Below are 21,898 nucleotides of genomic sequence, written 5' to 3'. Positions count from 1 at the left end.
TGCGCGCGCTCAGGCCGCCACGCCGGCCAGGCCCGCGTGCAGCGCCTGCGCGTCGAGGTCGGCGCCGATGAACACCAGGCGCGTACGCTGCGCCTCGCCCGCATGCCAGCGCCGGTCGAAATGGTGATCGAAGCGTTGGCCCACGCCCTGCAGCAGTAGCCGCATCGGCTTGCCCGGAATGGCGGCAAACCCCTTCACGCGGTAGATGGTCTGCTGCGCGACCAGGCGGGCGAGTGCCGCCAGGAGGCGATCGCGGTCCACCGGCGGCAGTTCGATCACATGGGAATCGAAATCGTCGTGGTTGTGGTCTTCCTCATGGTCGTGGTGGCTGGCGCGCTGGTCGATGCTGGCCTCGGCCGCGCGGCCCTGGCCCAGCAGCAGGGCCAGCGGCAACCGGCCTTCGGTGGCGGTGACGATCTTCACCTCGGGCGGCACCTCGCCGCGGATCAGCGCCTCGACCTGGGCGCGGGCCGCGTCGTCCATGAGATCGGTCTTGTTCAGCACCACCAGGTCGGCGGCGGACAACTGGTCCTCGAACAGCTCGTGCAGCGGCGATTCATGGTCCAGGTTCGGGTCCGCGCGGCGCTGCGCGTCCACCGCCTCCGGGTCCTCGGCGAACTGGCCGCTGGCCGCGGCCGGGCCATCGACCACGGTGACCACCGAATCCACGGTGAACACGTTGGCGATCTCGGGCCACTGGAAGGCCTGCACCAGCGGCTTGGGCAGGGCCAGGCCCGAGGTTTCGATGAGCACCGCATCGATGCGCTCGCGCATCTCGGCCAGTTTCTTCATCACCGGGAAGAACTCCTCCTGCACGGTGCAGCACATGCAGCCGTTGGCGAGCTCGTACACCGAGCCTTCGATCTCGTTGCCCTCCTCGTCGCAGCCGATACCGCAGCCGCGCAGGATCTCGCCGTCGATGCCGAGTTCGCCGAACTCGTTGACGATGACGGCGATGCGCAGGCCGCCGGCGTTTTGCAGGATGTGGCGCAGCAGTGTGGTCTTGCCGCTGCCAAGGAAGCCGGTGACGATGGTGGCTGGGATTTTGGAGGTTTGCATCCGGCCATTTTCACACGGGCCCCAGCCCGGCTCAGGGGGTCATGGGCCGGAACCAGGCGTAGATGGATTTGCCCTGATCCTCGAATACCCGGGCCGTGGTGATCTTGATCGCATCCGCCGGCGCCGCAGAGAAATTCTTGGCCGAGCAATGCACGATGCGCGCAGCCCGGCCGTCGTTCGCCACCTCGGTCACCAGCGCCACATGGCCGTAGGTTTCACCGCTGCCTTCTTTGGGATAGACCACCAGGCATCCGGGTGCCGCGCGTTCGATCTGGCGGAACTGCGCGCCGCGTCCGGTTGCATCCTCCCAGATGCTGTCGGTGTTGATCCAGCGCCCCGGTGCCGGATTGCGCGCGATGCCCATCGCCCAGCAGACGAAACCCGAACAGTCGCAGGCCGGCGCGACCAGTTGCGGATCGTCGACGTCCAGCCCCGCGGCCTCGGCCATCGGCCGCAGTTGCGCCTGTTCCGCGGCGCTCAGACCGGGCCATTTCTGGCCGATGGCCAAGGGCTGGGCGGGGGTAGGCGCGAGCGGGTCGAAACCGCCGGCGCCGGCCCAGTAGACGGTGTGGCGGCCGACCATCTGTGTGGCGCGGGCCAAAACGGTGGATACGTTGGTCATAGCGGCTTTCTCCATTTGAGCGTCGAGCTTATGGGCTGGCCGAGGCGCTGGCCATAGCGCCAAGACGCTATGGCCCGAGCATGCACCGGTGGCAGAATGCATTCATCACCAGGAGAGATGATGGCCACCAGGGTGCTGATCGTGGAGGACGAACCCGAGTTCATGCGGCGGTTTTCCAACGCGGTGTTGAACGACGCCGCGCTGAGCCTCGTGGCCGCGGTGAGCACCGGCCAGGCCGGCCTGGCCATGCTCGACCTGCAGGCGCCCGACGTGCTGCTGGTGGACCTCGGCCTGCCCGACATCGCAGGCGTACAGCTGATCGAACACGCCGCACGCCACCACCCGGGCTGCGATGTGCTGGTGGTGACGATGTTCGCCGACGACGAACACGTGGTCGCCTCCATCGAAGCCGGCGCCTCCGGTTACCTGCTGAAGGATGCCTCGGCCGAGCGCATCGCGGCCAGTATCCACGAATTGCGCGCGGGCGGGGCGCCGATCAGCCCCGGCATCGCGCGGCGCGTGCTCGATCGTTTCCGTCGGATCGCGTCCGGCGCACAGGGGCCGGCCGGTGCCGCCGCCGCGGGCGATGCCTCGCCGCTGACGCCGCGCGAGACGGAGCTGCTGCGCATGGTGGCCAAGGGCTTCACCTTCGACACCATCGGCCGCCTGCTCGACATCTCGCCGCACACCGTGGTCGCCCACGTCAAGAAAATCTACCGCAAGCTCGCCGTGCATTCGCGCAGCGAGGCCGTGTTCGAGGCCAGCCAGTTGGGCCTGCTGTGAACCGGCGGGGCACCGCGGCGCTTGCGCTCTGGTGCCTGCTGTCGGTGCTGGTGTGCGCACTGGCCTCAGCAGCGGCGCGTGCGGATGTCCTTGAATTCACCCACATGCAGCGGCTGGACTCGGACGCAGCCACCCCGCCCGGATCGGGCGACTGGCGCGATGCCCCCCTGCCCGACGCGCAGGCCGCAGGCGGCAATCCCCAGCCGGCCTGGTACCGCGCCAGCTTCGACGTCGGCGACGACGGCACCCGCAGCACCTGGGCCGTCTACCTGCCGTTCCTGTACGAAGGCGCGCAGGTCTGGGTCAATGGGCGCTTCGCGGGCCATGTGCCGGAGAGCACGCCGGGCGTGCGCGTGCGCTGGGAACGGCCGCACCTGATCGTGCTGCCGCCGTCGCTGCTGCAGGCGCACGGCAACCAGCTGGCGTTGCGCGCCGCGGCCACGGCCAGCGGCGGCGTGCGGCATTTCCCGCGCCTGGCCGTCGGGCCGCTGGCCGAGCTGCAGCCGCGCGCCGACCGGCGCACCTTCTGGGTGCGCACGATGCCGCAGGTGACCGTGGTGGTGTGCCTGCTCGTCGCCGGCTTCGTACTGTTCATCTACTGGCGTCGGCGCAGCGAGGAACTGTACGGGCTGTTCGGCCTGGCGTCCGCGCTGTGGGGCGTGCGCACCCTGACCTTCGTCATCGAGCGCATGCCGTCGGACAGCTGGCAACTGTGGCGCATCACTTACCTGGCCGCGACGGGGGGCTTCATCGTCGTGCTGGCTCTTTTCTCGCTGCGCTTCGCAGGTTTTCACCGTCCCGTGCTCGAGCGCATGCTGGTGGCCTATTGGCTGGCCGGACCGCTGTGGTTGTGGCTGGCAGGCGGGAAGCTGGAGGTGCTGGTCAACCAGCTGTGGAGCGCCGGCCTGATCCCGATCGGCCTGTCGATCCTGGGCCTTTCCTTCTGGTCGCTGCTGCGCCAGCGCACCGTGGCCGCGGCGGTGATGCCGGTCACGCTGATGATCGCGGTCCTGGCCGGCGTGCACGACTACCTGATCGCCTGGGACGCGGGTGCACTCAGCCGCTGGTGGCCCCAATGGGCGGGCCAACGCATTTTCCTGCTGCACTACGGCGCCGACCTAGTGCTGCTGGGCATGGGCGGACTGCTCACCGCGCGATTCATCGAGGCGCTGTCATCGCTGCAGGCGGCCAACCGCGAGCTGGCCGACCTCAACGAAACGCTGGAGCAGCGCGTGGCCGAACGCGAGCGCCACCTCGCCGCCAACTTCGAGGCCATGGGCGCGCTGCAGCGCGAGCACGCCGCCGAGCAGGAGCGGCAACTCATCATGCGCGAGATCCACGATGGCCTGGGCTCCCGGCTGTTCACCTCGCTGCTGCGGGTGGAGCGTGGCGACATGAGCGATACCCAGATTGCCGACGCGCTGCGCGACTGCATCGCCGACATGCGGCTCGCGCTCGAGGTGCTGGCGCCCGACGACGACTTCCAGGCCGCGCTGGGCAATTTCCTGTTCCGATGGCAAACGCTGATGCTGGAGGCCCGCGTACAGCCAGCCTGGGCCATCGACGTGCCCGACAGCGCCCTCCAGCTGTCGCGCCAGGCGGCACTGCAGTTGTTGCGCGTAGCCCAGGAAGCCCTGACCAACGTGCTCAAGCACGCCCGCGCGAAAAACGTCCGCATCGAACTGCGCCAGCGCGGCCCGATGCTGGAGCTCGAGGTAGCCGATGACGGCGTCGGCCATGCGCGGCCGGAACAAGGCGCCGGCCGCGGCATCGGCAACATGCGGGCGCGGGCCCGGCAACTGGGCGGGGACCTCGACCTGCGGTCGGGCGCGGGCGGCACCCGGGTGCTGCTCCGGCTACCGGTGCCAGGCCTCGCCGAAGCCGCGGTTCATCCTCAATAAGGAGTCCCGCAAGCACGGTATGCGGGCCCCGCATGCGCCCGCGCCGCCCCCCGCATCGCGCCTTCACGGCATTCACGCCCACGGCTTGCATTTCTACAGTTCGGAGCGGTTCGCAGGAACCCCACCGCCCCGTAACAAAGGATGCGCCATGCTGTTGTCTTCTCCCGTGCCCGACACCCCGCTGCTCGCCACCATCGCCTGGCTCTACCTGCTGACCAATGCCACGCGCATCGTGAGCTACCTGCCGCAGATCGTGGTGGTCTGGCGCTGCACCGATGGCGCGGCGTCGGTTTCGCTGCTGACCTGGGGCTCCTGGGTGTTGTCGCAGATGACGGCCGTGTTCTACGGCGTGCTGGTGCTGCAGGACCTGCCCTTCGTGCTGATCTCGCTGATCAACCTCGGCGGCTGCGGCTGCGTCACGCTGATCGCGATGCGCCGGCGCGCCCAATGGAAGCGGGCGGGCACGCTGCAGCGCTGCGCCGTGCGGTGAGCAGGGCCGGGCCGCGGTATTCGGCGGGTGGTTTGATCCATCGCAAAGGTCCGCGCCCGCACCCGACCGATGCTGCCGGACCAGGCAACAGCAGCGGGGGAAATGCCATGGCGAGAATGATGAAGGCAGCGATATTCGTCGAACCGGGGCGCATCGTCCTCGACGACAAGCCAATTCCCGACGTGGGGCCGCTGGACGCGCTGATGCGGGTCACGACCACCACCATCTGCGGCACCGACGTGCACATCCTCAGGGGCGAATATCCGGTGGCGCGCGGCCTCACGATCGGCCACGAGCCGGTGGGCGTCATCGAAAAGCTCGGCTCCGCCGTTACCGGCTACAGCGAGGGCCAGCGCGTGATCGCCGGCGCGATCACGCCCAGCGGCTGGAGCAACGCCTGCCTGTGCGGCACCTGCTCGCAAGACGGCGCCGGCACGCGGCATGGCTGGAAGGCCATGGGCGGCTGGAAATTCGGCAACACCATCGACGGCTGCCAGGCCGAATACCTGCTGGTGCCCGACGCCATGGCGAATCTGGCGCCGGTGCCCGACACCCTCGGCGACGAACAGGTCCTGATGTGCCCCGACATCATGTCCACCGGCTTCAGCGGCGCGGAAAACGGCGGCATCCGCATCGGCGACACCGTGGCCGTGTTCGCCCAGGGGCCGATCGGCCTGTGCGCCACCGCCGGCGCCAGACTCAGCGGTGCCGGCCTGGTGATCGGTGTGGACCGGCTGCCCGACCGCCTGGCCATGGCGCGCCGGATGGGTGCCGACCATGTGGTCGACAGCGGCAGGCTCGATGCGGTGGCCGAGATCATGCGGCTCACCGAAGGCCGCGGGGTGGACGTGGCCATCGAGGCGCTCGGCACGCAATCCACGTTCGAGGCCGCGCTGCGCGTGCTGCGGCCCGGCGGCACCTTGTCGAGCCTTGGCGTGTACTCCGCCGACCTGACGATTCCGGTGGGCGCCTTCGCCGCCGGCCTGGGCGACCACCGCATCGTGACGTCGCTCTGCCCCGGCGGCAAGGAGCGCATGCGCCGGCTGATGTCGGTGGTCGAATCCGGCCGCGTCGACCTGCACGCCATGGTGACGCACCGCTTCAAGCTCGACGACATCGAGCGCGCCTACGAATTGTTCGCCCATCAGCGCGACGGCGTGCTGAAGGTGGCGATCACGCCCTAGACGCCGGACCTCAGGCCGCCGGCAGCAGCCGCTGCAGGGTGGGCGCCAGCTCCGACCACGGCAGCACCCCGTCGCCGGCTTCGCCGAACATCAGCAGCCTGGCCTTCGGGGCCGAGCGCCGCGCATGGCGCCGCAGGCTGGGCAGCAGGTCGCCGGCGATACCGGTGTCCACGAGCAACAGGTCGACCGGCTCGCCCAGCAACGTGAGCACGGCGTCGGTGGCGCTGGCCACGTCCAAGACCTGGCTGCCCGGTGCCAGGGCCTCGCACCAATGGCGGACCAGTTCACGGTGGCTCCCGGCTTCGAACACGGTCAGAATTTTCAACAGCTTGCTCACCAGTTCGTCCTTGCTTCGCATCCGGTATCGGCGACTCAGTCGGCAGTGTGGATGCTGAATGCACGGCCGGGCTTGATCGGCGTCAACCCTGCGACAGGCAGAGGTGGTATTTGGCGACGGTGCGGCCGACGCGCCTGTGCGGCCGGCCATGCCTCCCTTCATGCCACGTCGAGAACTCCCTACAGAGGCATGTGCCGGGCCCGCCTACATTCACATCACCAGCCTCAACAAGGAGCAGTGATGAACCCAACCGCAACGACCACGACCTGTGCCGAATGCAAGCTGCAGGCCCATTGCCTGCCGGCCGGCCTCGACGCCGGCGAGCGCGACCGGATCGACTCGCTGATGTCCAAGCGCATCCGCGTCCATCGCGGCGACGCCCTGTACAACAACGGCGACGACTTCGTGTCGCTCTACACCGTGCGCACCGGTTTCTTCAAGACAAGCGTGTCGTGCGACAGCGGCCGCGAACAGGTGACGGGTTTCCAGATGGCAGGAGAAATCCTCGGGCTGGACGGCATCCACACCGGACACCACCAGAGCGACGCGGTGGCCCTGGAGGACGCCGAGGTCTGCTCGATCCGCTTCGACCGGCTGGAGACGGTGTCGCGGGAGATTCCGGCGATGCAGCACCACCTGCACCAGTTGATGAGCCGCGAGATCGTGCGCGACCACGGCATGATGCTGCTGCTCGGCGGCATGCGCGCCGAGGAACGGCTCGCCTCCTTCCTGCTGAACCTGGCCGCCCGGCTGCGTACGCGCGGCTTCTCCGCCTGCGAATTCGTGCTGCGCATGACACGCGAAGAGATCGGCTCCTACCTCGGCCTGAAGCTGGAGACCATCAGCCGCGCGTTCTCCAGGCTGGCGGCTCTGGGCATCATCGAGGTGCAGCAGAAGCATGTGCGCATCCTCGACATCCACCAGCTCGAGCACGTGGAACAGGAAGAGGCGCTGGCGGCCTGACGCTCAGGCGGCCTGGGCCGGCAGCGCGGCGTCCGGTACCGGCGCGGGCTCCGCCGCGAGGAAGGCGTGCAACGCGGCCACCACCTGGGCGCCTTCGCCGATCGCCGCGCCGACGCGTTTGACCGAACCCGAGCGCACATCGCCCACCGCGAACACGCCGGGAATCGACGACTCCAGCAGATGCCGGCCCGCCGGCCCGCCGGTAACGACAAAACCCGCCGCATCGAGGAGCACGCCGCCGTTGGCCAGCCAGCGCGTGGCCGGATCGGCCCCGACGAACAGGAACAGGTTGCGCGTGGCGATGGCCTGCGTGGCGCCAGTCTCGCGGTTCGTGCATTCCACCTCGGCCAGCTGGCCGCCCGCATCGCCCACCAGCGCGGTGACCTCGGTGCGCGGCATCAGCACGATGTTGGGCGCGGCCGCGATGCGCGAGATCAGGTAACTCGACATGGTCTGCTTCAGGCCTGCACCGCGGATCACCATGTGCACTTTCGCCGCGAAGCCGGCCAGAAACACCGCCGCCTGACCCGCGGAGTTGCCGCCGCCGACCAGCACCACCTCGGCACGCGTGCACATCTTGGCTTCGAGCGGCGAGGCCCAATACCAGACGCCCCGGCCTTCAAAGCTCGCCAGGTCGGGAATGGCCGGACGCCGGTAGTCGGCCCCGCTGGCCACCACCACGGCCTTCGCGCGCAGGCGGCTGCCGTCGTCGAGTTCGATCTGCAGCAGGCCGTCGACACGCTCCGGCACCAGCCGCTCCACACACACTGGCATCAGCATCCGGGTGCCGAACTTCTGCGCCTGCACGTAGGCGCGGCCGCTCAAGGCCTGGCCGCTGATGCCGGTGGGAAAGCCGAAGTAGTTCTCGATGCGCGCGCTGGCACCGGCCTGCCCGCCGTAGCCGCGCCGGTCCACCACCGCCACCGACAGTCCTTCCGAGGCGCCATAGACGGCGGTGGCCAGGCCGGACGGGCCGGCGCCGACGATCACCACGTCGAAACGCTCCTCCGCCCGGGCCGAAGCCACCATGCCGATCTCGCGCGCCAGCTGCTTGTCCGTGGGGTTGCGCAGGATGGTGCCACTGGGACAGACGGCCAGCGGCAGGTCCGCCGCGCCGACCGCCAGACGCGCCACCAGCGCGGCCGCCTCCTCGTCGCCGGATGGATCGAGCAGGCGGTGCGGCTGCACGTTGCGGGCCAGAAAACCCTGCAGCCGCACCACGGCCGCGCTGCCGCCGTGCCCGATCAGCACCACGCCGCCGCCGCCCGACTCCATGAGGCTCACGCGGCGCAGGATCAGCGCGCGGGTGATGCGTTCGCCGAGCACCGCTTCCTCGACGATGAGCGCGCGCAGCCGGTCCTGGGGAATCAGCACGGCGGTCAGGTCGTCGTCGGCCACCACGTCCACCAGCGCGTATTGCCCGGACAACTGGCCGACCTCGGCGATGAACTGGCCCGGGCCCTGCTCGACGATGGGCGTGACGTGGTGCATGCCATCGCGCTGGGTCACGCTGGCGTGGCCGGAGATGATCAGATACATGCCAGGCGACGGTTTGCCTGCATCGAACAGCACGTCGCCCCTGCCGAACCGGCACAGGGTGCCGAAGCGTTGCAGGCGGCCCACCTCCTCCTCCGACAGCACGGGGAACATCTGCTCGAAACGGGTGTGCAGCGTGGCTGAATAAGGCGCGGGGACTGGCTGTGCCATGTGCTCGACTCCATCGGTTGCCGCATCCGCGGTACGCGTCCGATTGTGCATGGCACGGGCCGGTTTTCCGCTGCGAAAGACAGCCGCATGCGCTGCTTGACGACGCGGCGTGTGTGATTTGGCTGACGCCGCCGTCCCGCCCCGCCGTCTAGATTGGCATCGCGGCCGGAAATTCCTCCCCCGCCCCACGCAAAGAAGAAAGACCCAAATACCATGGCAACTGCAAGCAAGACCCCCGCGAAGAAGAGCCCCGCCAGGAAGACCGCCCCGCCCAAGGAAGCCACCGCCCTGCTGCGCGCCGACCACAAGCTGGTCAGCGACCTGTTCGATCAATATGAATCCACCCGTTCCGCGTCCAAGAAGGCCAAGCTGGTGGCGCAGATCTGCAGCGAGCTCACGGTGCACGCCCAGGTGGAAGAGGAAATCTTCTATCCGGCGGTGAAAGCCGCGCTCAAGGACAAGGAACTGGTGCCCGAAGCCACGGTGGAGCACGCCACGCTGAAAGACCTGATCGCGCAGGTGGAAGGTGTGGCACCGGATGGCGAGATGTTCGATGCGAAGATCAAGGTCATGGGCGAATATGTGAAGCACCACGTGAAGGAGGAGCAGAACGAAATGTTCCCCAAGGCCAAAGGCACCAAGCTCGACATGATGGCGCTCGGTGAACGCATGCTGGCGCGCAAGCAGGAACTGATGGCCGCGCGCGGCTGACCCGCCAGACCCAGACCGAGGATGGGCTTTCCTCCTACACCGCACAGGCAAGGTTTCCCGGCAGAATGTTGCAATGCAGCAAAACTGGTGCCGATCTTGCTTGTCGGTACGACCGTTGGAGATCAGGGAGAAATTCGCACCATGGAAATCGCAAAACAGGAAGTGCTCTCAACCTTGCAGCGTTTTGACCTGATGGGCATGGGCTGCCGGGTCGACGATCCGGTGGAGAGCGAATACGCGCTCGAAGCCGTGCGCATCGCCCGCCTGGTCGCCGATGGCCGCCCGCTGCGCGACGCCATCATCGTCACCTTCGACGACCATTTCTATGCCGGCTGCCTGGCCGAACCCGAACGGCGCCCCCACCTGGAACGCTTGCTGCACGATTTCGAGCAGACCCCGGACTGATCGGCACGCAGTTTGGAGCGCGCAGGCGGCCAATCGGACGCACTTTTGACAGATTGTTGCAAAACAGCGCCCTGACCGTCAGAATGCAGGCGGAATCCGGGCGATCTGTCGGTCGACGCATCGCAATCACCAACATCTGCCCCTGCGTGCGGGCGTCGGTACTGCTGGGGCGTTATGCGAATCGGGTGGCTGTTCGAACTCACGCTGCTACTGGCCGCCTGCGCTGCCTTTCTGGTGCTGCGCAGAAGGCGGCGCGATGGCTCCCAGACCCACCTGACATCCGACGTGGAGGAGGAATTGCGGCGGCTGCGCGGCATGGCGCAGCATTCCCTGGAACGGCTGCGCGAGATGAGCGACGCCCTGCCCTGTGCGGTATTCCAGATGCTGCAGCCGCTCGAGGGCTCGCCGCGTTTCCTCTTCGTGGGCCAGCCGATCGAGGACATCGTCGGCGTGACGGCCGCCGAGCAGATGCAAGACTTCCGGGCGCACCGGCGCCACATCGCTTCGAAAGACCTGCCACGCGTGATGGACGCCCTGCGCGAGGCCAGGCTTAGCCGCGGCAGGATCGAGCTGGACTACCGGGTCGAATGGGGTGGCCGGCAGCGCTGGGTGAAGCTCAACGCCGCTTCCACCGAGAAGCCGGACGGCGTGCTCTGGACCGGCTACTGGCTCGATGTGACGGAACAGCACCAGGCCTTGCAGCGCATGGCCGACCAGTTGGACTTCCAGGACCGGTTGATCGACACCATCCCGACGCCCACCTTCATCAAGGACGAAAACGCGCGCTACCTGTCGATCAACCGGGCCTTCGAGGAAGCCTTCGGCCTGGACCGCAGGAACCTGATCGGCAAGACCATCCTGGACTCGAACCACATCGCCGACCCGGTGCGCCGCCAGCGCGTGCACGACCAGCAACTGGAGGTGATCCGCACCGGCGGTCTGTTCCACGAACAGCATGACAACACCTGGGCCGACGGCAAGCTGCGGCCCGAACTGTATTGGGAACAGGGCATCAAGCGCGCCGATGGCCAGCCCGCCGGCCTGGTCGGCGTGCTGATCGACATCAGCCCGCAGGTCGAGGCCCAGGAGGCGCTCAAGCGCGCGGCAGAGACGATGCAGGTCGCGAAGGACATCGCCGAGGCGGCGACGACGGCCAAATCGGAGTTCCTGGCCAGCATGAGCCACGAGATCCGCACACCCATGAATGCCATTCTGGGACTGTCGCACCTGCTGCTGGAGACCCCGCTGGACGAAAAGCAGGCCCACTACGCGGCGAAGATCAGGCAATCCGGCCAGCACCTGCTGGGCATCATCAACGACATCCTGGATTTTTCGAAGGTCGAGGCCGGCAAGCTCGACATCGAACACGCCGACGTGGACCTGGAGAAGATCCTGGACAACGTCGCCACGCTGGTGGGCGAGAAGGCGCGTGCCAAAGGCCTGGCGCTCGTTTTCGATGTGGCCTCGGACGTCCCCCGCTGGCTGGTGGGCGATGCCTTGCGACTGGGGCAGATCCTGGTCAATTATGCGAACAATGCCGTCAAGTTCACCGAGCGCGGCGAGGTCGTCGTCAGCGTGACGGCTGAGGCCGACGCTGGCACCGAGGTCCTGCTGCGCTTCGAAGTCAGGGATACGGGCATCGGCCTGAGCAATGCCCAGATGGCCCGGCTGTTCCAGAACTTCGTGCAGGCGGACACATCGACCAGCCGCAAATACGGCGGCACCGGCCTGGGGCTGGCCATCAGCAAACGGCTGGCCGAACTCATGGGCGGCGAGGTCGGCGTGCGCAGCGAGCTCGGCCAAGGGTCACGGTTCTGGTTCACCGCCCGCCTGCAACGGCGCGAAGCCACCGCGATGGAACACACCTCGATCGACACAGGCGGCAGGCGGGTGATGGCAAGCGCCGACGAAGAGGCCATGCACGATGCCGCTCGGACGCTGTCCGAGCGGCTGACGAGGCTGCGCGGCGCGCGCGTTCTGCTTGCGGAGGACAACGACATCAACCAGGAGGTGGCCGTGCATCTGCTGGAATCGGTCGGCCTGGTCGTAGACCTCGCCGCCGATGGCCGCGAAGCCGTGGAGAAGGCTCGGCGGGTGGAGTACGACCTCGTGCTGATGGACATGCAGATGCCGGTCATGGACGGCCTGGAGGCGACACGGGCGATCCGCGGTCTCGGCGGCGCGATGCAACCGCCCATCGTCGCCATGACCGCCAGCGCCACGCAGTCGGATCGTGCCCTGTGCCTGCAGGCCGGCATGGTGGATTTCGTGGCCAAGCCGATCGAACCGGACCACCTCTGGGCGACGCTGCTGCGATGGATCGCCAAGCGTTCGCCCGAGGACGGTGCGACCGGCCGCGCGCCTGCGGCGCAGACGGTCGCTGAAAACCAGGCGGGGCCGCCGCTGGAGGTGCCGGGGCTCGACACGGCATTGGGCCTGCGCCGCGTTGCCGGGCGCCCTGACCTCTACCTGACCCTGCTGCGCAAATTTGCCGCGGGCCAGAATGACGCGATCGGCAAGGTGCGCGCCGCCCTCCAGGCCCAGGATGCGAAAACGGCGCTGCGCCTGGCCCACACCCTCAAGGGCGTTGCCGGCAACATCGGTGCCGCGCCCCTGGAGACGGCGGCAGCCGGCCTGGAAGCGGCGCTGCACCAGACGCCGGATGCGCGAGCGGTGAGCGCATGGCTTGAAGAAACCGAGACCGCACTGCAGGCCCTGCTCGGGCAGCTCGTGCCACAGTTGGAGGCGGCGCAAGCCAAGGCCGAGGCAAGGGACGTCGAGGAACCCGCCGTGCCAGCGGATCCTGGGCAACACAAAAACACGGAGGCCGTGCTGCAGCGCTTGGGCGAGTTGCTGGCCGACAACGACTCGCAGGCGATCGCCTGGCTGCAATCCCATCGTGTCCTGCTGCAGGAAAGCGTGGGCGCGAATTACCCGGCGCTGTTGCGGGACATCGAGAACTTCGACTATGACCTGGCGCTGGACACGCTGCGAAAGACCGGCACGGCATGAAGCGACCGGGCTCGGCCCGGTTTCACCATCACGCCACACTTGGCCTGGCGCATGGACCTAAGCTGGAGGTATCCATCGACAACCTGGGTTACACACCATGCCCATCGATTTCCTCATCCGCATGGCCTCTTCCGATCTACCCCAGATCGTGAGCGATCCGGTCGACATGCACCAACTCCGCCGATGCGCCGGGCCGGGTCAAAGCGGCCGGCTCGCTTGACCGGCAGGCGACCACGCCTGTTTATTGACACGTTTTTTAACCGAATAGGTAGAAGCTCCTATTCGAAATTCGATCGAATCTCAGAAAATTGCGACAAAAGCGATCTTGTCCTACAAACTTTCGACAATTCCCATGCTACGCGCCAAATCCATGCTTCGTGCCAAATTCCTGATCACGCTGGCAGTCATCGGCGGTATCCACCAGTTCTATCGCGACGACGACACGGACCTGGCCACGATGCACCTACCGGCAGTGACCTGCGTGGGGCATTCGGCCTCACCCCAAGACGCCAAGGGGTTGGACATGGACGCCATCGGCGTACAGGGTCGCGATTGTGCCGACGTCGAGGTGCGCCCGGACGCCGTGAACGGCTGAGCGCCGTGGTCGCCATGCCATCCTTCGCGACACCCGCCGCGGCGGTCGAGTTCTGGGCTCCAATGCTCCTGGTGGTGCTGCCGTGGGTGATCCTGCTGGCCGCCGCGCTCAAGGGCCTGGCGTCCGATACCGATGAAAGCGCCGACGGGCCCGGCGGTTCGGCCGGCGACACCAGGCTGGAAGCCTGAGCGGCAGGCCCGCGCGTCAGGGATTCAGCCACTCCCGGCCGCGCCGCTCACGACGGGCCCGCCTCAAGCCATGGACAACGCTGTCGAGGCTGGCGCAGGTTCGAACAGCATCAGCCCGGCGGCCGTGTTGGAGATGGGGATGTGGTAGCCCGAATGCAGTTCGCGCACCTCGCCCGACAGCGTGCCGCGCGCCGCGAGCCACATCAGCAACTCCACACCCTGGGTCCCCACTTTTTCCACCAACTGGTTGATCGTGAAGCGTGTGGCCCACTCCGGGTCGGCGGCAAGGCTGTGCATGAACTGTTCATCGAAACGCTTGTTGATGAAACCCGCGCGCTCGCCGTCGAGCTGGTGCGAGAGTCCGCCCGTGCCCACCACGACCACGCGCCGGTCCGCATTCCAGGACGAGATCGCGCGGCCGATGGCCTGGCCCAGCCGGTAGCAGCGCGCGGCCGTCGGCAGGGGGAACTGCACGGTGTTGATGCACACCGGCACGATCGTGACCGGCCATGCGCCCTGCTTCTCGGCGTCAGGCCACAGCAGCTTCATCGGCAGCGTGAGCGCATGGTCGACCAGCATCTCCTGGCAGGTGGCAATGTCGAATTCTTCCTGCATCAACGATTCGACGAGGTGCCAGGACAGGTCCTGGTCGCCCGGAAACGGCAGGCCAACGGGCAGGCCCCAACCTTCGTCGGCGCCGCTGTACGAGGCCGCGGCGCCGACGGAGAAGGTCGGCATCTTGTCGAGGAAAAAATTGAGGCCATGGTCGTTGTAGATGACCACGGCGACGTCCGGCCGCTTCTCGGCGAGCCAGGCGCGCACCGGGGGAAAACTGTCGAAGAATGGCTTCCAGTAGGGCTGCTGCTGCAGGTCTCGCGCAATGGCCCGGCCGATGGCGGGCACGTGCGATGTGGTGATGGCGCCGATGATTTCAGCCATGGTTCAGTCTCCCGCTGCGGCCAGCAGCTTGGCCTGGAATTGTTCGCGCGTGAGGCCGGTCTGCTGCGCGCCGATGTCCTGCATGTCCAGCCCGAAGATGCCGGCGAACTTGGCCAGGTAATAGGCGTTGCCGCCGGCTGCGATGAGATCCAGCACATTGCGCCGTGCAATCGCCGAGGTTTGCGCTTCGTTGAGCCCGAAGCGCGCGCAGTAGGCGGCTTCGTCGCGCAGGAACTCCTCGCGGCAGGCCGCACTGTTGAAGGAAAAGCACATCTTGTTGAGCGCATAGCCCTTGCGGGCCTGGACGCCGTCGAACAGGGTCGTGCCCTCGATGGTGGAGGTGGAACAGGCTAATGGAGCCGACATGTTGCCTCCTCGATCAGGCCTTCTTGACCCAGGCACTGCACCATCCACCATTGGCCACCTGCTTGCCGGCGAACAGCGGGCAGCCCGCCGTGGCCGCCTGCGGCGTGCCCTGGAACAGTTGGCACCCGCCGCAGTTTTGCGAAGCGGCATGCTTGGGGTATTTCTTGTCGTCCACCTTGCGCGTGTCTTCGCGGTAGCCGAGGCTGACGGCGGTGGGGTCGGACTCCTCCAGTTTGACGCCGGCGGCACTGGCGGCGTGGTGGCCGCCCAGCGCGAGGGCGACGGCACCGGCGGTCTGAAGGATGATGTGGCGGCGGTTCATTTTTTGCATGGCATGTGGGGTTTGGATGGGAACACCGTGATGGTGGCCCGGATCGCGGAACAACGCCTTGCGCCAGGTCAAGCCTTTCGCGCGAATTTGTCCGCCGAGGATGACTTCAGACGCACCACTGCGCAATGCGGCTCTGCAGGTCGCCCCAGACGGCCTGCGCGCCCACGGTGGCCAGCAGCAGCCCCGCGATGCGCGTGCCCAGCGGGCCCCGCAGCAGCGACCCGCCACCGCGCAGGCGCTCCCACACCCACGGCGCGAGCACCAGCGAGGCGGTGCTGCCCAGCGCGAACAGCAGCATCAGCACGGCACCTTCCACGGCGCCATCAGCCAATGCGGCCAGCAACAGCGCGGAATACAGCAGGCCGCACGGCATGCTGATCCACAGCAGGCCCGTGGCGAACAGGCCCGAAGTGCTGTGCGTCAAGCCGCGCAGCCGCGTGGCCAGCCAACCGCTGACACGGCCGGACCATAGCGGCTGGCGCCCGGCCACCAGCAGCACCAGGCCCCAGGCCAGGACGGCGGCATGCGCCATCATCCACAGTGGCCGCAGGGCCGCCAGTTGCGCACCGGCGTCGCCCAGCCCCTGCGCCGTGGCCGCCGCCAGCGCACCAGCCGCGGCATAGGACACCACCCGTCCGAGATGCAGTGCCGAGGTGGCCGTGCCGATGTCGGCGCGCCGACCAGCGTGGACGAGCCGCATCACCTGCACCGGCCCGTCCGCGCCGGCGCGCCGCGCGCGGGTCAATGCACCACAGGCCGCGCCGCACATGGCCACGCAGTGCGGCCCGCCCGCCAGGCCCATCAGCAGGGCCGACACGCTCAGCGCGGAAAACATGGCTGTTTTCCGACGCGCAGCCGCACGGGCGCCACGGCGTTCACGGCATCTCCTCATCCGGTGGGGACGTGGCCAGGTGCACCGCCAGCGCCCCCGCCACGGCGGACGCCGCCCAGAACGCAAAGAAGGACAGCGCATAGACCGTCTGGCGGCTCGTGCCCAGGCCCTCGCCGCCCCAGCGCAGGTCGGCCGGATCGACGAGACCGAACACCATCATCTCCAGGCCGCAGGCCAGCAGAAAGCCGGACCACAGCACGGCGATCCAACGACGCACACTCATGGCTTCTTCACCCCGGGCACCGGCAGGTCGGCACCGGGCGTGGCCGCGTGGTTGCGGCCCACCAGCGCCGGCGTCAGCCGGTCGGCCGCCGCCTGATGGCTCTGGATGGTCTCGGCCGCCTGGCGCGAGGCGTCGTCGGCGATCACCGGATCGGGCATGGCGATCGCGATCCATAGCGTGGCGAAGCCGGCGACGACCACGCAGGCCGGCCCGGAAATCACCATCCACACGAGGGGGAAGCGGTACCAGGGCCGGGGGTCAAGGGCGGCATTGTTGTTGGACATTCTGGTCTCCTCGGGGATCAACGGTTGGACGGGCGCCTGCCAGGTCAGCGCGGCACGATGAAGGTGGTCTGCTCGACGATGCGCGCGGCGCCCTCGTCCTGTTGCACCACGAAGCGGATCGGATGCGCACCGGGCGCCGCCGCGTCGAACGGCGCCTGCACACGCACGGCCACCCAGCGCGACGCCGCGGGATCCACGGCGATGTCCTGCGCGGGCTCGGTGCTCAGGCCCGCGAGGCCCTCGGCCGAGACGCGGTAGCGCTGCACACGTTCGGTAGCGTTCATGATCTGCAGCCGGTAGACGTTCTCCAGCCGGCCACCCGCGACCAGGTGAGCCAGAGAACCGCGGTCGCGCACCACGTCCACCTTGAACGTGCTGCGCGCGACCAGGCTGGCCATGAGCCCGATGCACAGCGCGGCCAGCACGGCCGTATAGATGAGCACGCGCGGACGCGCCACGCGGCGCCAGACCTGGGCCGGCGTCCAGCGCCCAGCCATGCCGTTCTGGGTGGCGTAGCGCACCAGGCCAGCGGGCTTCTTGATGCGCTGCATCACGGTGTTGCAGGCATCCACGCACAGGCCGCAGCCGATGCATTCGTATTGCGAACCGTTGCGGATGTCAATCCCCGTGGGGCAGACCTGCACGCACAGGTCGCAGTCGATGCAGTCGCCATAGCCCGGCGCCGGCTCGCCCTTCTTCGCCAGGCCGCGCGGCTCGCCGCGCGCCACGTCGTAGCTCACGATCAGGGTGTCGCGGTCGAACATCGCGCCCTGGAACCGCGCATAGGGGCACATGTACGTGCAGACTTGCTCGCGCATGAAACCCGCGTTGCCGTAGGTGGCGAAACCGTAGAAGAAGACCCAGAACACCTCCCACGAACCCATGCGGGTCTGCAGAAACTCCATGCCGAGCTCGCGGATCGGTGTGAAGTAGCCGACGAAACTGAAACCGGTCCACAGCGCGATGCCCAGCCAGACCAGGTGCTTGAACCACTTCTTCACCAGCTTCTCCATGGACAGCGCCTCGCCGTCGAGTCGCATGCGCGCGATGCGGCTGCCCTCGATCTTCTGCTCCACCCACATGAAGATCTCGGTGTAGACGGTCTGCGGGCAGGTGTAGCCGCACCACAGTCGCCCGGCCACGGCGGTGAACAGGAACAGGGACAGCGCCGAGACGACCAGCAGCCCGGTCAGGTAGATCAGGTCCTGCGGGTAGAGCACCAGGCCGAACAGATAGAAGCGCCGCGCGCCGAGATCGAACAGCACCGCCTGACGCTGGCCCCACTGCAGCCATGGCAGGCCATAGAACACCAGTTGTGTGGCGGCCACCATCCACCAGCGCAGCATGGAGAACCGCCCGCTGATCGAACGTGGGTAGATCTTGCGGTGTGCCGCGTACAGTCCACCGGACACCGCCGCGATCGGGATCACCTTGCGTCGCGCCCTGCCCAGCGCGGCGGGTCCGCGCGCGGTATCTTCGGCCGGGGCCTGGGATGGACGTGCACGCATGCGGGCTTTCACGGCGCCGCCGCGGCGGGCTTGTTGGAAAGCCCCCAGACGTATGCGGCGAGAACGTTGATCTGTGCCGCGCTCAAGCGGCCTTCCTGCGGCGGCATGACGTTGTGCTTGCCGTTGTTGATCATGGCCACGATCGCATCTTCGCCGAAGCCATGCAGCCAGGTGTCGTCGTTCAGGCGCGGCGCACCCACGGCCTGCTGGCCCACGCCGCCGACGCCGTGGCAGGCGGCACACACCCCGAACTTGGACTTGCCCAGGCCGGCGCGCAGCGAGTCCGTGGCGCGGCCCGACAGGCTCAGCACGTACTGGGCCAGGTTCTTCACGTCGTCGGGCGTGCCCACGGCCGCGGCCATCGGCGGCATCTCGCCGATGCGGCCCTTGGTGATGGTCTCGATGATCTTGTCCGGCGTGCCGCCGTGCAGCCAGTCGGTGTCGGTGAGGTTGGGAAAGCCCTTGCTGCCGCGCGCGTCGGAGCCATGGCATTGGGCGCAGTTGTTCAGGAACAGCCGTTCGCCGATGGCCATGGCGGCGCCGTCGCCGGCCAGCACTTCGGTCGGCATCGCGGCGAACCGCGCGTACACAGGCTCGAGCGCAAGCTCGGCCGCGCGGGTGTCCTTCTGGTACTCGCCGCTCGTGCTCCATCCAAGCTTGCCCGCATAGGCGCCCAGACCCGGATAGGCGATCAGGTAGCCGACACCGAAGACGATGGTGAGCACGAACAGGCCCATCCACCAGCGAGGCATCGGGTTGTTGGCTTCGCGCAGGTCGCCGTCCCAGACATGGCCGGTGGTGTTGTCGTCGCCGGTCGGAGCCTGGCCGCGTGCGGTCAACCACAGCAGCAGGGCACAGGCGACGATGCTCGCCACCACCGCCACCGCCACGTAGACGGACCAGAAATTGTTGATGAAGTCACTCATGCGGGGCTTTCAATCCTGTTCGAAGGGCAACTGCGCGGCTTCCTCGAAATCGCGTTGGTCACGGCGCAGGTAGACCCAGGCCAGGATGCCGAGGAAGGTGGCGAAAGACACCAGGGTGCTCGCCACGCGCAGAAAGGTGATGTCCATGTCCATGTGTTCTCTCCTTACTTCAGGGCCAGGCCCAGGGATTGCAGGTAGCTCACGAGGGCGTCCATCTCGGTCTTGCCCTTCACGGCGGCCGGCGCGGCGGCGATCTGCGCGTCGGTGTAGGGCACGCCCACGCGGCGCAGCGCCGTCATGTGGGTGGCGGCCGTGTCAGGGTCGACCAGGGCCTTCTCGAGCCAGGAATAGGCGGGCATGTTCGATTCAGGCACCACGTCGCGCGGGTTGTTGAGGTGGATGCGATGCCACTCGTCGCTGTACTTGCCCCCCACGCGGTGCAGGTCGGGCCCGGTGCGCTTGCTGCCCCACTGGAAAGGATGGTCGTAGACGAATTCGCCAGCCGTGGAATAGTGGCCGTAGCGCAGCGTCTCGGCCAGGAAGGGCCGGATCATCTGCGAATGGCAGTTGTAGCAACCTTCGCGCAGGTAGACGTCGCGGCCCAGCACCTGCAGCGGCTGCAGCGGCTCCACTCCCTTCATCGGCTCGGTGGTCGACTTCTGGAAGAACAGGGGCACGATCTCCACCATGCCGCCGACGGCGATGACCAGCAGGATCAGCAGGATCATCAGGAAGTTGTTGGTCTCGATTTTCTCGTGCGTGAAGCCGGGCTTGGCCACGCTGGACTGGTTTTCTTTGGACACATCGACTCCTTTGACTTACGCGGCCACCGGCACCGGGATCGACGCCTTCACCGAACGGCCGGCCACCACGGTGCGCCAGACGTTCCAGGCCATCACCAGCATGCCGCCCAGGTACAGCAGCCCGCCGATCAGGCGCACCACGTAGAACGGATAGGTCGCCTTCACGCTTTCGACGAAGGTGTAGGTGAGCGTGCCGTCGGCGTTCAGCGCGCGCCACATCAGGCCCTGCATCACGCCGGCGATCCACATGGCGGCGATGTAGAGCACGATGCCCACGGTGGACATCCAGAAATGCAGCTCGATGGCCGGCACGCTGTACATCTGGGTGCGGCCGTAGAGCCGCGGAATCAGGTAGTAGAGCGAACCCATCGAGATCAGGCCGACCCAGCCGAGGGCCCCGGAGTGCACGTGGCCGATGGTCCAGTCGGTGTAGTGCGACAGGGCATTCACCGTCTTGATCGACATCATCGGCCCCTCGAAGGTCGACATGCCGTAGAACGACAGCGCCACGATCAGGAAACGCAGGATCGGGTCGGTGCGCAGCTTGTGCCACGCGCCAGACAGCGTCATCACGCCATTGATCATGCCGCCCCAGCTCGGCGCGAGCAGGATCAGCGAGAACACCATGCCCACCGATTGGGTCCAGTCCGGTAGCGCGGTGTAGTGCAGGTGGTGCGGGCCGGCCCACATGTAGGTGAAGATCAGCGCCCAGAAGTGCACGATCGACAACCGGTACGAATACACCGGGCGGCCGGCCTGCTTGGGGATGTAGTAGTACATCATGCCCAGGAAGCCGGCGGTGAGGAAGAAGCCGACCGCATTGTGGCCGTACCACCACTGCACCATCGCATCCTGCACGCCGGCATAGGCGGAATAGCTCTTCATCCAGCCGGCGGGCATCTCCGCGCTGTTGACGATGTGCAGCAGCGCCACGGCAATGATGAAGGCGCCGTAGAACCAGTTGGCCACATAGATGTGTCGCACCTTGCGCGTGCCGATGGTGCCGAAGAAGACCACCGCATAGGCCACCCAGACCACGGCGATCAGCAAATCGATCGGCCATTCGAGTTCGGCGTATTCCTTGCCGGTCGTGTAGCCCAGGGGCAGGCTGATCGCCGCCGAGACGATCACCAGTTGCCAGCCCCAGAAGACGAAGGAAGCGAGCTTCGGCGCGAACAGCCGCACCTGGCAGGTGCGCTGCACCACGTGGAAACTGGTGGCCATCAGCGCGGAGCCGCCGAAGGCGAAGATGACCGCGTTGGTGTGCAGCGGCCGCAGCCGGCCGTAGCTCAGCCAGGAGATGCCGGTGATCAGATCCGGCCAGGCCAGTTGCGAAGCGATGATCACGCCGACCAGCATGCCGACCACGCCCCACACCACGGCCATGAGCGCGAACTGCCGTACGGCCGTGTCTTCGTACGCCGCGGCGGGAGCATTTGGATACGTGGAAGCTTGCATCATGGGAACCTTGTTCTATGGACGAGGTCGAGTGTCCCGCGCACCGGCGCCGGGCTCGTTGATGCAAATCAATCGTCCAGAAGAATGCGCTCGCCTTCGCGCTCCACGTCGTCGAACTGACCACGCTCGACGGCCCACCAAAGTCCACCGACGATGACCAACGCTAACACAACGGAAAAGGGAATCAGCAGGAACAGGATGTCCATGGAAC

27 protein-coding genes are annotated in these 21,898 nt (G+C 67.4%); 11 read left to right on the top strand and 16 right to left on the bottom strand.

Features of this window, described 5'->3' with window-relative positions:
* Window positions 1–9: 9 nt before the first annotated feature.
* Window positions 10–1,059 carry a cobalamin biosynthesis protein CobW gene (gene cobW / locus RD110_RS08890; protein WP_076198671.1) on the bottom strand — a complete coding sequence of 350 codons (1,050 nt, stop codon included), beginning with the start codon at window positions 1,057–1,059 and terminating at the stop codon, window positions 10–12.
* A 31-nt stretch (window positions 1,060–1,090) separates the two neighbouring features.
* Window positions 1,091–1,681: a CHAP domain-containing protein gene (locus RD110_RS08885; RefSeq protein ID WP_157900101.1), complete on the bottom strand. Its 591-nt coding sequence runs from the start codon at window positions 1,679–1,681 to the stop codon at window positions 1,091–1,093.
* Between the two features lie 120 nt (window positions 1,682–1,801).
* Between RD110_RS08885 and RD110_RS08880 the strand changes: the two genes are divergently transcribed.
* The 4 genes from RD110_RS08880 to RD110_RS08865 all read left to right on the top strand — a co-directional run bounded on the left by RD110_RS08880 (window position 1,802) and on the right by RD110_RS08865 (window position 6,039).
* A complete protein-coding gene (locus tag RD110_RS08880) occupies window positions 1,802–2,464 on the top strand; it encodes a response regulator (RefSeq protein ID WP_076204679.1) in 663 nt (220 codons plus the stop codon).
* Complete coding sequence (locus RD110_RS08875; protein WP_076198667.1) at window positions 2,461–4,365, top strand: sensor histidine kinase; 1,905 nt, start codon at window positions 2,461–2,463, stop codon at window positions 4,363–4,365. The genes RD110_RS08880 and RD110_RS08875 overlap by 4 nt, the downstream gene beginning before the upstream one ends.
* A 148-nt stretch (window positions 4,366–4,513) precedes the next feature.
* Window positions 4,514–4,855, top strand: a complete 342-nt coding sequence (locus RD110_RS08870; RefSeq protein ID WP_157900100.1) for a hypothetical protein — start codon at window positions 4,514–4,516, stop codon at window positions 4,853–4,855.
* A gap of 107 nt (window positions 4,856–4,962) precedes the next feature.
* Window positions 4,963–6,039 carry an NAD(P)-dependent alcohol dehydrogenase gene (locus RD110_RS08865; RefSeq protein WP_076198663.1) on the top strand — a complete coding sequence of 359 codons (1,077 nt, stop codon included), beginning with the start codon at window positions 4,963–4,965 and terminating at the stop codon, window positions 6,037–6,039.
* A 10-nt stretch (window positions 6,040–6,049) separates the two neighbouring features.
* On the opposite strand, the gene RD110_RS08860 is transcribed toward RD110_RS08865, so the two are convergent.
* A complete protein-coding gene (locus tag RD110_RS08860; RefSeq protein WP_076198661.1) occupies window positions 6,050–6,397 on the bottom strand; it encodes a hypothetical protein in 348 nt (115 codons plus the stop codon).
* A gap of 219 nt (window positions 6,398–6,616) precedes the next feature.
* Between RD110_RS08860 and RD110_RS08855 the strand changes: the two genes are divergently transcribed.
* Window positions 6,617–7,339, top strand: coding sequence for a helix-turn-helix domain-containing protein (locus RD110_RS08855; protein WP_076198659.1), 723 nt, complete (start codon window positions 6,617–6,619; stop codon window positions 7,337–7,339).
* 3 nt (window positions 7,340–7,342) lie between these two features.
* On the opposite strand, the gene RD110_RS08850 is transcribed toward RD110_RS08855, so the two are convergent.
* A complete protein-coding gene (locus RD110_RS08850) occupies window positions 7,343–9,046 on the bottom strand; it encodes an FAD-dependent oxidoreductase (RefSeq protein ID WP_076204676.1) in 1,704 nt (567 codons plus the stop codon).
* A gap of 213 nt (window positions 9,047–9,259) precedes the next feature.
* Here RD110_RS08850 and RD110_RS08845 point away from each other — a divergent pair, with 213 nt between their 5' ends.
* The 6 genes from RD110_RS08845 to RD110_RS27805 all read left to right on the top strand — a co-directional run bounded on the left by RD110_RS08845 (window position 9,260) and on the right by RD110_RS27805 (window position 13,957).
* Window positions 9,260–9,757, top strand: a complete 498-nt coding sequence (locus tag RD110_RS08845; RefSeq protein WP_076198647.1) for a hemerythrin domain-containing protein — start codon at window positions 9,260–9,262, stop codon at window positions 9,755–9,757.
* Between the two features lie 141 nt (window positions 9,758–9,898).
* Window positions 9,899–10,162 (top strand): hypothetical protein, encoded by a 264-nt coding sequence (locus tag RD110_RS08840; protein WP_076198645.1) that lies wholly within the window; start codon window positions 9,899–9,901, stop codon window positions 10,160–10,162.
* A gap of 174 nt (window positions 10,163–10,336) precedes the next feature.
* Window positions 10,337–13,174 carry an ATP-binding protein gene (locus RD110_RS08835; RefSeq protein ID WP_076198643.1) on the top strand — a complete coding sequence of 946 codons (2,838 nt, stop codon included), beginning with the start codon at window positions 10,337–10,339 and terminating at the stop codon, window positions 13,172–13,174.
* Between the two features lie 97 nt (window positions 13,175–13,271).
* The gene (locus RD110_RS28825) at window positions 13,272–13,394 is read left to right on the top strand and encodes a hypothetical protein (RefSeq protein ID WP_275425867.1); all 123 of its coding nucleotides are present in this window, start codon (window positions 13,272–13,274) and stop codon (window positions 13,392–13,394) included.
* Window positions 13,395–13,499: 105 nt separating this feature from the next.
* Window positions 13,500–13,769 (top strand): hypothetical protein, encoded by a 270-nt coding sequence (locus tag RD110_RS08830; RefSeq protein WP_157900099.1) that lies wholly within the window; start codon window positions 13,500–13,502, stop codon window positions 13,767–13,769.
* A 14-nt stretch (window positions 13,770–13,783) separates the two neighbouring features.
* Window positions 13,784–13,957 (top strand): hypothetical protein, encoded by a 174-nt coding sequence (locus RD110_RS27805; protein WP_157900098.1) that lies wholly within the window; start codon window positions 13,784–13,786, stop codon window positions 13,955–13,957.
* Window positions 13,958–14,020: 63 nt separating this feature from the next.
* On the opposite strand, the gene RD110_RS08825 is transcribed toward RD110_RS27805, so the two are convergent.
* The 12 genes from RD110_RS08825 to ccoS form a co-directional block, all read right to left on the bottom strand.
* A complete protein-coding gene (locus tag RD110_RS08825; RefSeq protein ID WP_076198639.1) occupies window positions 14,021–14,896 on the bottom strand; it encodes a class III extradiol dioxygenase family protein in 876 nt (291 codons plus the stop codon).
* A gap of 3 nt (window positions 14,897–14,899) precedes the next feature.
* Window positions 14,900–15,262, bottom strand: coding sequence for a protocatechuate 4,5-dioxygenase subunit alpha (locus RD110_RS08820; RefSeq protein WP_076198637.1), 363 nt, complete (start codon window positions 15,260–15,262; stop codon window positions 14,900–14,902).
* Window positions 15,263–15,275: 13 nt separating this feature from the next.
* The gene (locus tag RD110_RS08815) at window positions 15,276–15,593 is read right to left on the bottom strand and encodes a high-potential iron-sulfur protein (protein WP_394329445.1); all 318 of its coding nucleotides are present in this window, start codon (window positions 15,591–15,593) and stop codon (window positions 15,276–15,278) included.
* A gap of 106 nt (window positions 15,594–15,699) precedes the next feature.
* The gene (locus RD110_RS08810) at window positions 15,700–16,428 is read right to left on the bottom strand and encodes a sulfite exporter TauE/SafE family protein (protein ID WP_076198635.1); all 729 of its coding nucleotides are present in this window, start codon (window positions 16,426–16,428) and stop codon (window positions 15,700–15,702) included.
* 40 nt (window positions 16,429–16,468) lie between these two features.
* Window positions 16,469–16,708: a hypothetical protein gene (locus tag RD110_RS08805; protein ID WP_076198633.1), complete on the bottom strand. Its 240-nt coding sequence runs from the start codon at window positions 16,706–16,708 to the stop codon at window positions 16,469–16,471.
* Window positions 16,705–16,992: a FixH family protein gene (locus RD110_RS08800; protein ID WP_076198631.1), complete on the bottom strand. Its 288-nt coding sequence runs from the start codon at window positions 16,990–16,992 to the stop codon at window positions 16,705–16,707. The genes RD110_RS08805 and RD110_RS08800 overlap by 4 nt, the downstream gene beginning before the upstream one ends.
* A gap of 44 nt (window positions 16,993–17,036) precedes the next feature.
* Window positions 17,037–18,500: a cytochrome c oxidase accessory protein CcoG gene (ccoG, locus tag RD110_RS08795; protein WP_083686649.1), complete on the bottom strand. Its 1,464-nt coding sequence runs from the start codon at window positions 18,498–18,500 to the stop codon at window positions 17,037–17,039.
* 8 nt (window positions 18,501–18,508) lie between these two features.
* Complete coding sequence (ccoP, locus tag RD110_RS08790; protein ID WP_076198629.1) at window positions 18,509–19,426, bottom strand: cytochrome-c oxidase, cbb3-type subunit III; 918 nt, start codon at window positions 19,424–19,426, stop codon at window positions 18,509–18,511.
* Between the two features lie 9 nt (window positions 19,427–19,435).
* Complete coding sequence (locus RD110_RS08785) at window positions 19,436–19,573, bottom strand: cbb3-type cytochrome oxidase subunit 3 (protein WP_076204671.1); 138 nt, start codon at window positions 19,571–19,573, stop codon at window positions 19,436–19,438.
* Between the two features lie 17 nt (window positions 19,574–19,590).
* Window positions 19,591–20,229, bottom strand: coding sequence for a cytochrome-c oxidase, cbb3-type subunit II (gene ccoO / locus RD110_RS08780; RefSeq protein WP_076198627.1), 639 nt, complete (start codon window positions 20,227–20,229; stop codon window positions 19,591–19,593).
* Between the two features lie 15 nt (window positions 20,230–20,244).
* On the bottom strand, window positions 20,245–21,687 hold the full coding sequence (ccoN, locus tag RD110_RS08775; protein ID WP_076204668.1) for a cytochrome-c oxidase, cbb3-type subunit I: 1,443 nt from the start codon (window positions 21,685–21,687) through the stop codon (window positions 20,245–20,247).
* Window positions 21,688–21,755: 68 nt separating this feature from the next.
* Window positions 21,756–21,893: a cbb3-type cytochrome oxidase assembly protein CcoS gene (gene ccoS / locus RD110_RS08770; RefSeq protein WP_076198625.1), complete on the bottom strand. Its 138-nt coding sequence runs from the start codon at window positions 21,891–21,893 to the stop codon at window positions 21,756–21,758.
* Window positions 21,894–21,898 lie beyond the last annotated feature (5 nt).

The organism is Rhodoferax koreense (genome assembly GCF_001955695.1).
Lineage (GTDB): Bacteria > Pseudomonadota > Gammaproteobacteria > Burkholderiales > Burkholderiaceae_C > Rhodoferax_B > Rhodoferax_B koreensis.
The sequence above is the reverse complement of the archived record's forward strand: the minus strand, read 5'-3'. Positions and strand labels throughout refer to the sequence as shown.

Coding starts and splice junctions, on each gene's coding strand:
- cobW (WP_076198671.1), bottom strand. CDS start 1,059: ATGCAAACCTCCAAAATCCCAGCCACCATCGTCACCGGCTTCCTTGGC.
- RD110_RS08885 (WP_157900101.1), bottom strand. CDS start 1,681: ATGACCAACGTATCCACCGTTTTGGCCCGCGCCACACAGATGGTCGGC.
- RD110_RS08880 (WP_076204679.1), top strand. CDS start 1,802: ATGGCCACCAGGGTGCTGATCGTGGAGGACGAACCCGAGTTCATGCGG.
- RD110_RS08870 (WP_157900100.1), top strand. CDS start 4,514: ATGCTGTTGTCTTCTCCCGTGCCCGACACCCCGCTGCTCGCCACCATC.
- RD110_RS08865 (WP_076198663.1), top strand. CDS start 4,963: ATGGCGAGAATGATGAAGGCAGCGATATTCGTCGAACCGGGGCGCATC.
- RD110_RS08860 (WP_076198661.1), bottom strand. CDS start 6,397: ATGCGAAGCAAGGACGAACTGGTGAGCAAGCTGTTGAAAATTCTGACC.
- RD110_RS08855 (WP_076198659.1), top strand. CDS start 6,617: ATGAACCCAACCGCAACGACCACGACCTGTGCCGAATGCAAGCTGCAG.
- RD110_RS08850 (WP_076204676.1), bottom strand. CDS start 9,046: ATGGCACAGCCAGTCCCCGCGCCTTATTCAGCCACGCTGCACACCCGT.
- RD110_RS08845 (WP_076198647.1), top strand. CDS start 9,260: ATGGCAACTGCAAGCAAGACCCCCGCGAAGAAGAGCCCCGCCAGGAAG.
- RD110_RS08840 (WP_076198645.1), top strand. CDS start 9,899: ATGGAAATCGCAAAACAGGAAGTGCTCTCAACCTTGCAGCGTTTTGAC.
- RD110_RS08835 (WP_076198643.1), top strand. CDS start 10,337: ATGCGAATCGGGTGGCTGTTCGAACTCACGCTGCTACTGGCCGCCTGC.
- RD110_RS28825 (WP_275425867.1), top strand. CDS start 13,272: ATGCCCATCGATTTCCTCATCCGCATGGCCTCTTCCGATCTACCCCAG.
- RD110_RS27805 (WP_157900098.1), top strand. CDS start 13,784: ATGCCATCCTTCGCGACACCCGCCGCGGCGGTCGAGTTCTGGGCTCCA.
- RD110_RS08825 (WP_076198639.1), bottom strand. CDS start 14,896: ATGGCTGAAATCATCGGCGCCATCACCACATCGCACGTGCCCGCCATC.
- RD110_RS08820 (WP_076198637.1), bottom strand. CDS start 15,262: ATGTCGGCTCCATTAGCCTGTTCCACCTCCACCATCGAGGGCACGACC.
- RD110_RS08815 (WP_394329445.1), bottom strand. CDS start 15,593: ATGCAAAAAATGAACCGCCGCCACATCATCCTTCAGACCGCCGGTGCC.
- RD110_RS08810 (WP_076198635.1), bottom strand. CDS start 16,428: ATGTTTTCCGCGCTGAGCGTGTCGGCCCTGCTGATGGGCCTGGCGGGC.
- RD110_RS08805 (WP_076198633.1), bottom strand. CDS start 16,708: ATGAGTGTGCGTCGTTGGATCGCCGTGCTGTGGTCCGGCTTTCTGCTG.
- RD110_RS08800 (WP_076198631.1), bottom strand. CDS start 16,992: ATGTCCAACAACAATGCCGCCCTTGACCCCCGGCCCTGGTACCGCTTC.
- ccoG (WP_083686649.1), bottom strand. CDS start 18,500: ATGCGTGCACGTCCATCCCAGGCCCCGGCCGAAGATACCGCGCGCGGA.
- ccoP (WP_076198629.1), bottom strand. CDS start 19,426: ATGAGTGACTTCATCAACAATTTCTGGTCCGTCTACGTGGCGGTGGCG.
- RD110_RS08785 (WP_076204671.1), bottom strand. CDS start 19,573: ATGGACATCACCTTTCTGCGCGTGGCGAGCACCCTGGTGTCTTTCGCC.
- ccoN (WP_076204668.1), bottom strand. CDS start 21,687: ATGCAAGCTTCCACGTATCCAAATGCTCCCGCCGCGGCGTACGAAGAC.
- ccoS (WP_076198625.1), bottom strand. CDS start 21,893: ATGGACATCCTGTTCCTGCTGATTCCCTTTTCCGTTGTGTTAGCGTTG.